Annotated in this window: 12 protein-coding genes; 5 read left to right on the top strand and 7 right to left on the bottom strand. The window is 64.6% G+C overall.

Annotation, left to right across the window (positions count from 1 at the left end; all coding sequences use genetic code 11):
- Positions 1 to 218 precede the first annotated feature (218 nt).
- Positions 219 to 2,021: a hybrid-cluster NAD(P)-dependent oxidoreductase gene (locus ACNPAA_RS04190; protein ID WP_201872005.1), complete on the top strand. Its 1,803-nt coding sequence runs from the start codon at positions 219 to 221 to the stop codon at positions 2,019 to 2,021.
- Between the two features lie 80 nt (positions 2,022 to 2,101).
- Here ACNPAA_RS04190 and htpX read toward each other — a convergent pair whose 3' ends face one another.
- From htpX to bioB, 5 genes are all read right to left on the bottom strand, one after another.
- Positions 2,102 to 2,974, bottom strand: a complete 873-nt coding sequence (gene htpX, locus ACNPAA_RS04185) for a protease HtpX (protein ID WP_010674070.1) — start codon at positions 2,972 to 2,974, stop codon at positions 2,102 to 2,104.
- A 113-nt stretch (positions 2,975 to 3,087) separates the two neighbouring features.
- Positions 3,088 to 3,768 carry a dethiobiotin synthase gene (gene bioD / locus ACNPAA_RS04180; RefSeq protein ID WP_141116465.1) on the bottom strand — a complete coding sequence of 227 codons (681 nt, stop codon included), beginning with the start codon at positions 3,766 to 3,768 and terminating at the stop codon, positions 3,088 to 3,090.
- Positions 3,769 to 3,876: 108 nt separating this feature from the next.
- Positions 3,877 to 4,680, bottom strand: coding sequence for a malonyl-ACP O-methyltransferase BioC (gene bioC, locus ACNPAA_RS04175; protein WP_119196826.1), 804 nt, complete (start codon positions 4,678 to 4,680; stop codon positions 3,877 to 3,879).
- Complete coding sequence (gene bioF, locus ACNPAA_RS04170; protein WP_119196827.1) at positions 4,670 to 5,866, bottom strand: 8-amino-7-oxononanoate synthase; 1,197 nt, start codon at positions 5,864 to 5,866, stop codon at positions 4,670 to 4,672. Before bioF ends, bioC begins: the two co-directional genes overlap by 11 nt.
- Complete coding sequence (bioB, locus tag ACNPAA_RS04165) at positions 5,863 to 6,951, bottom strand: biotin synthase BioB (protein ID WP_052816560.1); 1,089 nt, start codon at positions 6,949 to 6,951, stop codon at positions 5,863 to 5,865. The genes bioF and bioB overlap by 4 nt, the downstream gene beginning before the upstream one ends.
- 193 nt (positions 6,952 to 7,144) lie before the next feature.
- On the opposite strand from bioB, the gene bioA reads away from it, so the two are divergent.
- Together bioA and ACNPAA_RS04155 are read left to right on the top strand one after the other, a co-directional pair.
- On the top strand, positions 7,145 to 8,419 hold the full coding sequence (bioA, locus tag ACNPAA_RS04160) for an adenosylmethionine--8-amino-7-oxononanoate transaminase (protein ID WP_128273265.1): 1,275 nt from the start codon (positions 7,145 to 7,147) through the stop codon (positions 8,417 to 8,419).
- Positions 8,420 to 8,554: 135 nt separating this feature from the next.
- On the top strand, positions 8,555 to 9,376 hold the full coding sequence (locus ACNPAA_RS04155) for a HAMP domain-containing protein (RefSeq protein ID WP_257709861.1): 822 nt from the start codon (positions 8,555 to 8,557) through the stop codon (positions 9,374 to 9,376).
- Here ACNPAA_RS04155 and ACNPAA_RS04150 read toward each other — a convergent pair.
- The gene (locus tag ACNPAA_RS04150; RefSeq protein ID WP_417891617.1) at positions 9,364 to 9,666 is read right to left on the bottom strand and encodes a hypothetical protein; all 303 of its coding nucleotides are present in this window, start codon (positions 9,664 to 9,666) and stop codon (positions 9,364 to 9,366) included. The two genes, ACNPAA_RS04155 and ACNPAA_RS04150, sit on opposite strands and share 13 nt — an antisense overlap.
- Positions 9,667 to 9,906: 240 nt before the next feature.
- On the opposite strand from ACNPAA_RS04150, the gene asnS reads away from it, so the two are divergent.
- Positions 9,907 to 11,307: an asparagine--tRNA ligase gene (gene asnS, locus ACNPAA_RS04145; protein ID WP_039039869.1), complete on the top strand. Its 1,401-nt coding sequence runs from the start codon at positions 9,907 to 9,909 to the stop codon at positions 11,305 to 11,307.
- 352 nt (positions 11,308 to 11,659) lie between these two features.
- Complete coding sequence (locus tag ACNPAA_RS04140) at positions 11,660 to 13,003, top strand: anaerobic C4-dicarboxylate transporter (RefSeq protein WP_039039870.1); 1,344 nt, start codon at positions 11,660 to 11,662, stop codon at positions 13,001 to 13,003.
- 122 nt (positions 13,004 to 13,125) lie between these two features.
- Here the strand turns inward: ACNPAA_RS04140 and ACNPAA_RS04135 are convergent.
- The coding region (locus ACNPAA_RS04135; protein ID WP_146054411.1) for a transposase at positions 13,126 to 13,243 on the bottom strand (118 nt) is incomplete at its 5' end.

Genomic DNA, 13,243 nt, shown 5'->3' with positions numbered 1-13,243 from the left:
TTTTTTGTAAGACATGGTGGATCAGGATCAATAAATGTTGCGCTTTATGGGTCGCCCCCTTCACAACCGGATCCCCGTCACACCCCGCAGCCATTCGGGCCTGTCGCCCGAGCCCCCTCGCCGCCCTCGACATGGGCAGCAGGAGAAGATTGCCGCCCGGGGCAGGAATCGTTATCTTCCCCTCTTCACAGGAATCGCCACAGCACAAGGACCAGGACATGCCGACCCTCGCCAGCATACATCTCTACCCCATCAAATCGACGGCAGGCATGCCGCTGGAGCGCGCCCGGGTGACCCAGGAGGGGCTTGCCGGGGATCGCCGCTACATGGTGGTCAAACCGGATGGCACCTTTATCACCGCCCGCACCCATCCCCAGTTGCAGCAGGTGGTGGCCACCCCCGTCGAGGGGGGGCTGCAACTGCGCTATCCGGGTCTGCCCCCCCTTGCCCTCATGGAGGCGGCGTTCAGTCGCGCCCCTCAGCACACCGGTGTCTGGGGGGATCGCTTTACCGCCCTGCACACCGGGCCCGACGCCGATGAGTGGCTGAGCCGGGTGGCGAGGGAGCCGGTGCGCCTGCTCTGGCTCGGGGAGGCATCCGATCGTTTTCGGGAGAAGACCGGCACCCGGGTGAGCTTTGCGGACGGCTACCCCTTGCTGCTCATCAGCCAGGCTTCCCTTGAGGATCTCAACCTGAGATCCGATGCCTTGCACCAGATGAGCCAGTTTCGTACCAACCTGGTGGCGAGCGGCACCCGCCCCTTCGAAGAGGATGGCTGGAAGCGGATCCGCATCGGCGAGGTGGAGTTTCGGGTGGACAAGCCGTGCAGCCGCTGCATCATGACCACGGTGGAGACAGGCACGGAGCGCTTCAATGCCCTGAAAGAGCCGCTGGCTACCCTCACCCGCTACCGCCGTGGCGAAGATGGTGAGGTCTATTTCGGCCAGAATCTGGTGGCCCTGAACGAGGGGTGGATTGAAGCGGGCAGCGAGATCGAGGTGCTGGAGCGGGCCCGGGCGCCGGTCTACCCCAACGCGGCCCCGAAAAAACGGGAGCTGGTGTGCGTCGCCCGGGAACCCCTGGCCCGGGATCTGGAAACCTTCTGGTTCGAGGCCGCCGACGGCGAGCCCCTGCCCGACTACCTGCCTGGACAGCACCTGCCCATCAGCCTCGATATCAAAAACACACGGGTTCAGCGCCGCTACACCCTGAGCTCCACGCCGGAGCGGCCCGAGCGTTACAGCATCAGCGTCAAGAAGCTGGCCGATGGCCGCCTCTCCCCCTGGCTGCACCATGAGCTGAAAGTGGGCGACCGGTTGCTGGCCGCCCCCCCGGCCGGCGAGTTTCACTTAGGGTCCGAGCGCAGGCTGCTGCTGCTCTCGGCGGGATCCGGTGTCACCCCCATGCTCTCCATTGCCCGCACTCTGGCACTACGGGGGGAGCTCGGTGACGTCCACTTCATGCACCTGTGTCGCAGCGAGGCGGATATTCCTGCCGCCAGCGAGCTGCACGCCATGGCGCAGCAGGGAATGACCCTCACCCTGATCCTGAGCCAGCCTGACAAACACTGGCAGGGGCTCAGCGGCCGTCTGAATGACGATCACCTGGGCCGGATCCGGGATTTGCAGGAGCGGGAGGTGTTCATCTGCGGCCCCCACGGCTTCATGGCCGATGCAGCCAACCGGCTGACCGCCCTCGGCGTACCGGCCGGGCGCATCCGCCAGGAGAGCTTTGGCGGGGCCCTGCTCTCGGTGGCCCGCCCCCATCAGGCGGTGCAACTGCGTATCGGCGAGCGGGAGTTTGCGGGCAACAACCAGGGCACCGTGCTGGATCAGGCCAACAAGCAGGGGGTAGAGCTGCCCTGGAGCTGCCGTGCTGGCATCTGCGGCAGTTGCAAGCAGACCCTGGTCTCGGGCGAGGTGGATCACCCCGATGCCCCCGCCATCAGCGCCGCCGAGCGGGCCGAGGGCAAGATCCTCGCCTGCTGCGCCGTGCCCCTGACGGATCTGGTGATCAAATAGGGTGATCGGGGGGCAAAACCCCGTCCCCGGAATGCAAAACGGCTGCCCGAGGGCAGCCGTTTTCTTTAGATGACTGGCTATCAGCCACGCAGGGCGGCGATGCGCTGCTCGATGGGCGGGTGGCTCATGAACAGCTCGCTCATGGAGCGCTTGCCGTTGATGCCGAACGCCATCATGGAACCCTCCATCTGCGGCTCGGCACCGCGGGCGAGACGCTGGAGCGCGGCAATCATCTTGTCGCGGCCGGCCAGCTTGGCGGCACCGGCGTCGGCACGGAACTCGCGCTGACGGCTGAACCACATGACGATGATGGAGGCGAGCACGCCGAACACCATCTCCAGCACGAACACGGTGATCATGTAGGCGAAACCGCCGGTGCTGCTGCTCTCTTCCTCGTTGTTGGAGCTGAAGAAGTTGCTGATGACGCCGGCCACGATGCGGGCGAAGAACATCACGAAGGTGTTCACCACCCCCTGGATCAGGGTCAGGGTCACCATGTCGCCGTTGGCCACGTGGCTCACCTCGTGGGCCAGCACGGCTTCCGCCTCGTCGCGGCTCATGCTGTAGAGCAGACCGGAGGAGACGGCAACGAGGGAGTCGTCACGGCGGGCGCCGGTGGCAAAGGCGTTCATCTCGGGGGAGTCGTAGATCCCCACTTCCGGCATCTTGATGCCAGCCTCACGGGCCTGACGGGCAACAGTGCTCACCAGCCAGTGCTCGGTCTCGTTGCGGGGCTGCTCGATGACCTGGACGCCATAGCTGCGCTTGGCCATCCACTTGGACATCAGCAAGGAGATAAAGGAACCCCCAAAACCGAACACGGCGCAGAACACCAACAGACCGGAAATGCTGGACTTGTTGATCCCCAGAACCGAGAACAGGATATTGAGTACCACCCCCAGCACCAGCATGACGGCCAGGTTGGTCACCAGGAATAGCATAATTCGCTTCATATTGACTCCTTGTGAGATATGGATGCATGGTTCGGGGCGCCCCAGGGGCGACCGATGCCACACTTGCCCCAGATAATAGACAGACTCGATGAATGTTTGCTGAATGTCTGGCCTCAGAGCAAGGGCGACACATCGAGACAGTGGTGCAAATCCACCTCATTCACCGCGTCCACGAAGGGGAGCTCCCCCAGAAATGGGGCCGGCAACATGGCTTTCAAGGTGTCCAGGTTCTCCTCGTAGCGGCTCATGTGCGGATCCACCCGGTTGATGACCCAGCCCGCCAGGGTCAACCCCTGCTGGCGAATGGCGCTGACGGTGAGCAGGGCATGGTTGAGGCAGCCCAGCCTGGCCCCCACCACCAGGATCACCGGCAGCCGCTCCTGGGCGACCCACTCCGAGAGCAGACGCTGGTGATCCAGCGGCAGGAACCAGCCCCCCGCCCCTTCGACAATGACGAGATCGGCCCCAGCTCCCTCAATCTCCCGCAAGCCGGCGGACAGCCCCTCGAAGGGGATGCTCGCCCCCCGCTCACGGGCGGCGATATGGGGGGCGATGGGCGGCTCGAAGGCATAGGGATTGACCTGCTCGTAGGGCAGCGCAACCGTGGCCGCCTGCTGCAACAGCAAGGCATCCAGATTGCGAAGCCCCTCCGGGGTGTGGGTGCAGCCCGCCGACACCGGTTTGTACCCGGCGCAGCGAATGCCTCTGGCGGCAAGCGCCAGCAACAGGGTGCGGGCCACCAGGGTCTTGCCCACGTCGGTGTCCGTGCCCGTGATGAAATAGGATGTCCCCATGATGATTCCTCGATGCAGTGCAGGGGCGCAGAGGCGCCCCGATATCAATGGTGAAAGGCAGGCGCACGTCCTGCCGCTGAAGGGGTGGGTGCGCCGGGTCTTTTTGTGTCAGCGCCGCACCAGGCGCCCGAGGCAGACCTCGTAGCTGGCGGCCAGCAGGCCGTCCGGTTGACGGTGGCGCTCGTAGGCCTCCCCCAGTCGCACCAGGCGCTGGCGATGACCCAGGCCCGCAGACCGCTCGTCGTTGACCTGGCTCGCGCCTATCCCCTTGAGGTCGCGCAGCAGTCCGCTGAGCGCCGGGTAGGCGAGGGACCAGGTCAGCGGGCAGAGCGCCGGGGCCTCGAAGCCCCCGTCACGGGCCGCCTGCTGCAACTGGGGCAACGTCAGGAAGCGATTGACATGGTCACGACCATCCACGGCCCGCCAGGCCTCCCGCAGTTGCCACAGTGACCCCGAAAGCAGGGTCGAGAAGAAGACCTGGCCACCGGGTTTGAGCACCCGGTTGAGCTCGGCAAAGGCCTGGGCCGGCCGCTCGCACCACTGCAGGGCCAGGCTGGAGAAGACCCAGTCCAGGCTCTGGTCGGCAAAGGGCAGCCCCTCCGCATCGCCGCACACCAGGCGGGCTCCGCTGCCGCGAAGGGCCGCCTGGGCCAGCATGCCGGGAGCGAGATCCAGCCCGGTCAGCGTCTCACAGCGCGGCGCCAGGGCAGGCAGGAAGAAACCGGTGCCGCAGCCCAGATCCAGCCCGACCCCTGAGCGCACCTCTTTCACGCCCCCCTCGTCCATGCGCGCCAGCAGCGACTGCCCCACCTCCTGCTGGAAGCGGGCGTGGGCGTCGTAGTGGCGGGCCGCCGCCCCGAAGCGGCGGGCGAGCTGTGCCTTGTCGACCGACTGGAAACGCTCATGCACCATGGGCGCCCCCTCTCTCGTCAGTGGATGGGCTGGGCCCCAGGGCCTCGAGCAGGCGATCCACGTCATCTTCGCCATGGGCAGCGCACAGGGTGATGCGAAGGCGCGCCGTGCCGACCGGCACCGTGGGCGGGCGGATGGCACCGGCCCAGACACCGCACTCCCGCAGGCGCTCGGCCAGTTGCAGGGCAGCGACGCTCTCCCCCACCAGCAGCGGCTGGATGGGGGTATCGCTTGCCCCAAGCCGCCAGCCGAGCGCCTGCGCCCCCTGCCGGAACCGGGCGACAAGGCGAGCCAGGTGGGCACGGGCCTCGTTGGCTACGCGTACCAGCTCGATGCTCTGGCGCACGGCGCACGCCTGGGCGGGGGGCATATGGGTGCTGTAGACATAGTGGCGGGCAAAATTGACCAGGTACTCCACCAGCTCGCGACTGCCGCCCACAAAGGCGCCGGCCACCCCGAGCGCCTTGCCGAAGGTCCCCATCTGGATGTGCACGCTGGCCGGGTTCACCCCCTGGGCCGCCAGGGTGCCGCGCCCCTCGGCACCCAGCACGCCGAGGCCGTGGGCATCGTCAATCATCAGCCAGTTGCCGCTTCGGGATGCGAGTGTGGCCAGCTCAGCCCAGGGGGCCTGATCCCCGTCCATGCTGAAGACCCCTTCCGAGACGATCAGGCCCCGGTTTGGCTCAAGCAGCCGCTCAAGGGCCGCCATGTCGTTGTGGCCGAAGCGCTTCATTTTGCAGGGGAGCTGGCTCCCCATCTCCTGCAAGGAGGCGTGGTTGAGCCTGTCCTGCCACAGCAGGTGATCCTTGCCGAGCAGGGCCTTGAGCACCGCCTGATTGGCGGAGAAGCCACAGTTGAACAGCAGCACCGCCTCCACGCCGAGCCAGTCGGCAAGCGTCTCTTCCAGCTGCTGGTGGGCGCGGCTGTAACCCGTCACCAGGGGCGAGGCGCCTGCCCCCGCGCCATATTGCGCCACCCCCGCCGTGAAGGCGGCCTTGATGGCGGGGTGACCCGCAAGGCCCAGGTAGTCGTTGCCAGAGACATTGAGGTAATCGCGCCCCCCGACCCGGATCCGCCCGCCGTTCGCCACATCCACCGGGGTGCGTCGGCGCAGCAGGGTGGCCTGTTCACGCTCGGCCAGCGCCTCCCCCAGGGCAAAGGGGCCGATAACAACGGGCGTCATCATGGACGGAGGACATCTGCGCGGGAACGGGTGGCATCGTAGAAGAGTTCGCTCGGCTCGCTCTGGCGGTTCACCTCGGCCAGCAGCTCCTCCTCTTGAACCTGATCCGGCTTCTGGGCCCGCTGGGCGGGGCGAATGCCGAGGCGCTTGAAGAGCTGCATGTCGCTGTTTTCGTCCGGATTGGGGGTGGTCAGCAGCTTGCAGCCGTAGAAGATGGAGTTGGCCCCGGCCATAAAGCACATGGCCTGCATCTGCTCATTCATCTTCTCCCGCCCGGCGGAGAGGCGCACGTGGGAGGCCGGCATCATGATGCGCGCCACGGCGATGGTGCGGATAAATTCGAACGGGTCCAGGTTCTCCTGGTTCTCCAGGGGCGTCCCCTTCACCTTGACCAGCATGTTGATGGGCACGCTCTCCGGGTGGCGGGGCAGGTTGGCGAGCGCCATCAAGAGGCCCGCCCGATCTTTCGCCTGCTCCCCCATGCCGACGATGCCGCCGGAGCAGACCTTCATGCCGGCGCCGCGCACATGCTCCAGGGTGTCGAGCCTGTCCTGATAGGTGCGGGTGGTGATGATGTCGCCGTAGAACTCCGGCGAGGTGTCGAGGTTGTGGTTGTAGTAATCGAGCCCCGCAGCCCCGAGACGCGCCGCCTGATCGGCGGTCAGCATCCCGAGCGTCATGCAGGTCTCCATACCGAGCCCGCGCACCTCTTCAATCATGCGCAGGATATAGGGCATGTCCTTCTCTTTCGGGTTGCGCCAGGCCGCCCCCATGCAGAAGCGGGACGAGCCGTTGGCCTTGGCCTCCCGGGCCCGCTCCAGCACTTTTTCCACCTCCATCAGCCGCTCGGTCTCGAGCCCGGTGTGGTAGCGAGCGCTCTGGGGACAATATTTGCAATCTTCCGGGCAGGCCCCGGTCTTGATGGAGAGCAGGGTGCTCACCTGCACCTCGTTCGGGTCGAAATGGGCGCGGTGCACCGTCTGGGCTTGGAACAGCAGATCGTTGAATGGCAGGGTAAAGAGATCCTGAACCTCGGACAGGGTCCAGTCGTGACGAAGGGCGTGGGCACCCGCGGTAAGAGCATTCATACATGGCTTCCGGTTGTTATTGGTGGGATCCTGCGCCGCGCTCAAGAGAGCGTTCGCCGCAAGACCCGCCAGCTGGACAGCGCGACGCCAGGGCGTGCGCGAAGCCAAGTGGCTGAAATTGTTGGCTAGTGTAGAGAGCACGCGTAGACTGTCAACACCGACCAGATCAAATCAATTGACAACAGAACACAAAATGACCAATCAAGAATTCGACCTGCACCACGTCTGGCACCCCTATACCTCCCTCACCCATCCCCTGCCCTGCTATGAAGTGGCCAGCGCCAAAGGGGTGACCCTCACCCTGACGGACGGGCGCGAGCTGGTGGATGGCATGAGCTCCTGGTGGGCCTGCGTGCACGGCTATCAGGTGCCGGAACTGGACGCGGCCGCCACCGCCCAGCTCGGCAAGATGTCCCACGTGATGTTTGGCGGCCTGACCCATGCCCCGGCGGTCGAGCTCTGCCGCAAACTGGTGGAGATCACCCCGAAGGGGCTGGATCGGGTCTTTCTGGCAGATTCCGGCTCCGTGGCGGTGGAAGTGGCCCTCAAGATGGCCCAGCAGTACTGGCATGCCAAAGGGACGCCCCGCGCCAAATTCGTTGCCCTTCGGGGCGGCTATCACGGCGACACCTTCGGCGCCATGAGCGTGTGCGACCCGGATGGCGGCATGCACGAGCTCTACCAGGGCTTCCTGCCCGAACACCATTTCGTCGAAGCGCCAAGCTGCCGCTTCCACGCCCAGTGGGACGAGCAGAGCGTGGTGGAGCTAGCCACCCTGGTGGCGGATCATCACGAGGAAATTGCCGCCATCGTGCTCGAACCTATCGTCCAGGGGGCAGGCGGCATGCGCTTCTACCACCCCCGCTACCTGCAGTGGGTGCGCGCCCTGTGCGACGAATTCGGCCTGCTGCTGATTGCCGACGAGATAGCCACCGGCTTTGGCCGCACCGGCCAGCTGTTTGCCTGTGACTGGGCCGGCATCAGCCCCGACATCATGTGCCTGGGCAAGGCGCTCACCGGCGGCTACCTGACGCTGTCGGCCACGCTCACAACCGAGCATGTCGCCCACACCATCTGTGACGGCAAGGCGGGCGTCTTCATGCACGGCCCCACCTTCATGGGCAACCCGCTCGCCTGCGCGGTGGCCAACGCCTCCATCGAGTTGCTGCTCGCCTCCCCGTGGCAGGAGCGGGTTCGCGTCATCGAACACCAACTCAAAACCGAACTGGTGGAGCTGACCCTGCACCCGGCGGTGGCGGATGTACGGGTGCTCGGCGCCATCGGGGTGGTGGAGATGAAGGAGCGGGTGGACGTGGCGCGCATCCAGCGCAAGTTCGTGGAGCTGGGCGCCTGGATCCGTCCCTTTGGCAAGCTCATCTACCTGATGCCCCCCTTCGTCATCACCCCTGAAGAGCTGCGGGTATTGACCGGCGCCATCCACGAGGCCATCACCAGCGGCGAATATTGAGTCCGGCTGGACGGGCCCTGCATGAGAACGCAGGGCCTTTTGGCGCTTTTTCATCAGAATGTGAGCAAGACACCAAAACCCGTCCGGCGAGGAGAGTAGACTGCGCGGGTTTTACCCAACAGATGTACCAGTCCCATGCGCCTCTCCATTGCTGCCAAGATCAACTTCTTCCTGCTCTTCATCTTCTCCATGGTGTTGGTGTTTTCCGCGGCCTATCAGGCGGTGCGCGAGCGTGACCTCATCCTGACCCTCATCAAGGAACAGAGCCGCGAGCAGACCGAGGCCTACTTCGACGGCCTCAACATGCTGATGCTGACCGGCAAGATGGACGCCCGCGACACCCTGCGCGCCAAGTTTCTCCATCACGCCCACGTGGAAGATGCCCGCATCGTGCGCGGGGCGGCGGTCAACAAGCAGTACGGGCCGGGCCGTGACGACGAGGCCCCGAAGGACAGGTACGATGCCCTGGCGCTGGCGGGCAAGGGGAGCCTGGAGGTAGAGCATGACGGCATGCACAGCCGGCTGGTGGTGACCCGCCCGCTGCTGGCCAGAAAGGATTTTCGCGGTACCGACTGCACCAGCTGCCACCAGGTGCCGGAAAACACCGTGCTGGGGGCGGTGCGTTTTGACTACTCCCTCGACACCCTGTTTACCCGGGTGGAGCAGAACATCCTCACCTCGGCCCTGAGCCTCACCCTCATCTTCGGGCTGGGACTCCTGCTCACCCTCTGGGTCATCCGCACCTGGATAGTCCGCCCTCTCAACCAGCTGACCCGCTCCATGGAGGAGGCCACCGATCGCAACGACTTCGGCCACAGGCTGGAGGGGGACGAAGGGGACGAGATTGGCCGGGTGGCGCTCGCCTACAACCAGATGCTCGACAGCGTGGAGCGCCAGATAGGCAAGCGCCCCGCCTCTCAGGGGATGGATGACGGCGACGGCCCTCAGCCCCGGTAGTAAAGCAGCAGGCAGGCCACCAGGATCAGCAGCAGGATGAAGAGATTGACGTGGCGGGCATCTTCCTGCCGACGGCTGCGGCCACGAGCCAGCACCAGCACCACCAGGGTCAGCAGGCAGCAACCCCAGAGCCCGCGCTCCAGCCAGGGGGTAAGCAGGGGGTCCCAGCTCTGGCGCACCTTGACGCCCCCATAGACCAGAAAGCCGTAAGCCACCTCTGGCCGGGCGAAGTGATAGAGGGAGAGCAGGGCGACAAAGCCGCCCCAGCAGAGGATCAGCAGCCCCTGCAACACCCGTATCCAGCCATCCGGCCCCCGCCTGCGCTCCTTCACCCTCACCCCCGTCCAGCCGCCATGATCCATGCACGATGCATGGGGAAATCCCCGCAAGGGTCCGACATTTTTGCTTGTTTATCAAACCTGCGCGGGTAAGATGAACGGCTTAGTCTGCCATGGTGGGCCAACTGCGCCCGGGCCAGACCCCTAGTGTTGCAAATAGCGCTGCAAGAACAAGCTGGAGACAATATTTCGATGACGCACGCATCCGTAGTTGATGTGCTGGCCGGTAAGTATTCGGTCGGCACCACCCTGACTGTGAAAGGGTGGATCCGGACCCGCCGCGATTCCAAGGCGGGGATCTCATTTTTGGCCGTTTCCGATGGCTCCTGCTTCCATCCGGTGCAGGCCGTCGCCCCCAATACCCTGGCCAATTACGAGAATGAAGTGCAACGTCTGACCACAGCTTGCTCCGTCGAAGTGACCGGCACCGTGGTCGAGTCCCAGGGCAGCGGCCAGGCGTTCGAACTGCAGGCCACCGAGGTCAAGGTAGTGGGCTGGGTCGAAGATCCGGACACCTACCCCATGTCTGCCAAGCGCCACAGCATCGAGTACCTGCGCGAGCAGGGCCACCTGCGTGCCCGCACCAACATCGTCGGTGCCGTGACCCGGGTGCGCAACTGCCTCTCCCAGGCCATTCACCGCTTCTTCCACGAACAGGGCTACCTCTGGATCGCGGCGCCCCTCATCACCGCCTCCGACACCGAAGGGGCCGGCGAGATGTTCCGCGTCTCCACCCTGGACATGGAAAACCTGCCGCGCACCCCCGAAGGCAAGGTGGACTACGACAAGGACTTCTTCGGCAAGGAGACCTTCCTGACCGTGTCCGGCCAGCTGAACGTCGAAACCTACGCCTGCGCCCTGTCCAAGGTCTACACCTTCGGCCCGACCTTCCGCGCCGAAAACTCCAACACCAGCCGCCACCTGGCTGAGTTCTGGATGGTGGAGCCGGAAGTGGCCTTCGCCGATCTGGAAGACAACGCCGCCCTGGCCGAAGCCATGCTGAAGTACGTCTTCAACGCCGTGCTGACCGAGCGCCGCGACGATCTGGAGTTCTTCGCCCAGCACGTGGACAAGGACGCCATCGGCCGTCTGGAGCGCTTCGTCGCCTCCGACTTCGCCCAGATTGACTACACCGACGCCATCGACGTGCTGCAAAACTGCGGCAAGAGCTTCGAGTTCCCGGTCTCCTGGGGCATCGATCTCTCCTCCGAGCACGAGCGCTACCTGGCCGAGGAGCACTTCAAGTCCCCGGTGGTGGTGAAGAACTACCCGAAGGACATCAAGGCCTTCTACATGCGCCTCAACGACGACGGCAAGACCGTTGCCGCCATGGACGTGCTGGCCCCGGGGATCGGCGAGATCATCGGCGGCTCCCAGCGTGAAGAGCGTCTCGAGGTGCTGGATGCCCGTCTGGCCGAGATGGGTCTGAACAAGGAAGACTACTGGTGGTACCGCGATCTGCGTCGCTACGGCACCGTGCCCCACTCCGGCTTCGGTCTGGGCTTCGAACGCCTGGTGGTCTACGTGACCGGCATGGGCAACGTGCGCGACGTGATCCCCTTCCCCCGTACTCCCCGCACCGCCGAGTTCTAAGGCGACCCGCCCACTCGCCCCCTGCAAAAGCCGACCCCCGGGGTCGGCTTTTTTTATGCCCGCCTCGCTCTTCCCGCACGTGTCATTCCCGCCTTTTGCATTCCCAACCCTGTGCGCTCCCCCATCTTTCCCGTCATTTATCTGGTGTGCGCCAGGAAGCGGTCCCCTGTTCAAGGGCTGAATCGTAGTTTTTATGCACTTAAATCGGAAAAAAGCCGGTTGTTGAAGCAACGCAATTTTTTACCCCTTTAGGGGTGACAAAATATCCATTAACCCTTCAGGGGTAATTGATGACAGCGGATCCCGGGCAGCTGGCCGATGGGGACATGGATAAAACACACGAGGTAATGGAATGATCTTGATGGAATTTTTGGTGGTACTCGGCTGCTTGCTGCTGGGTACCCGCTTCGGGGGCATGGGGCTGGGTCTTATCAGCGGCATTGGTCTGTTCCTGCTGACCTTCGTCTTCGGCCTGGTGCCGGGCGAGCCGCCGGTGCAGGTAATGCTGACCATACTGGCGGTCATTGGCTGCGCCGCCACCCTGCAGACCGCCGGCGGTCTCAACCTGATGATGCAGGTGGCCGAGCGTCTGCTGCGCCGTCACCCCCAGTACATCACCCTGCTGGCGCCGCTCACTACCTGGACCCTCACCTTCCTGTGCGGTACCGGCCACGTGGTCTACACCATGTTCCCCATCATCGCCGACATCGCGCTGCAGAAGAACATCCGTCCGGAGCGCCCCATGGCAGTGGCGTCCGTTGCCTCCCAGATGGCCATCTGCGCCTCGCCGGTCTCGGTGGCCGTGGTCTCCATGGTCTCCATCCTGGCGGCAGCTCACGGCGTGGGTCAGGCCTACGGTCTGCTCGACATCCTGATGGTCGCCATCCCCTCTTCGCTCACGGGGGTCATGATGGCGGCCCTGTGGAGCCTGCGCCGCGGCAAGGATCTGGACAAGGACGAGGAGTTCCAGGCCAAGATCAAGGACCCTGCCCAGCGGGACTTCATCTACGGCGGTGGTGAAACCCTGCTCAACACCAAGTTCCCGAAAGAGGCCTACTGGTCCACCTGGATCTTCTTCGCCGCCATCGCTGCCGTGGTGCTGCTGGGGGCCGATGAGGCGCTGCGCCCCGTCTTCACCATCAAGGAGAAGACGGGCCCCCTCTCCATGAACCTGGTGATCCAGATGATGATGCTGATCGCCGGCGCCATCATCCTGATGCGCTGCAAGGTCAAGCCGGGGGAGATCGCCAACGGCGCCGTCTTCAAGGCGGGCATGGTCGCCATCTTCTCCGTGTTCGGGGTCGCCTGGATGAGCGAAACCTTCTTCCAGGCCCACATGCCGCTGCTCAAGGAGACCCTGGCCCACGTGGTACAGGCCCAGCCCTGGACCTACGCCCTGGTGCTCTTCCTCATCTCCAAGCTGGTGAACAGCCAGGCCGCGGCGCTCACCGCCATCGCCCCCATGGGGCTGGCGCTGGGGGTCGAACCCAAACTGCTCATCGCCTTCCTGCCGGCGAGCTACGGCTACTTCGTGCTGCCGACCTACCCGAGCGATCTCGCCTGCATCGGCTTCGACCGCTCCGGCACCACCCGCATCGGCAAGTTCATCATCAACCACAGCTTCATCATTCCGGGCCTCATCGGGGTGGTGACCTCCTGTACCCTGGGCTTCATCCTGACCAGCATACTGCTCTAAGCAACAGGCACCGCTTAGCCAGTCCAGCAGGCCCCCACCCGGGGGCCTGCTGTTTTGCCCCCTGCCCCATCCCGCTTTGCCAACCGCCCGCACTCTGGGTAGCATGACCCCTCTTTTCTGGTTCATCGCGGCTTTCCGGGGAAGGCCGCCTTGATTTTCAGAAAAAAGTATTCTGAGTCCCTAAATCCATATGCCATACGCTTTATCACTTTGATCTTGTTGTTCACCCCTTCCAGCACA

It is taken from the genome of Aeromonas sp. PS2Canimalfood6 (assembly GCF_048276795.1).
In the GTDB taxonomy this organism is placed as follows: Bacteria; Pseudomonadota; Gammaproteobacteria; order Enterobacterales; family Aeromonadaceae; genus Aeromonas; species Aeromonas caviae.
The sequence above is the reverse complement of the archived record's forward strand: the minus strand, read 5'-3'. Positions and strand labels throughout refer to the sequence as shown.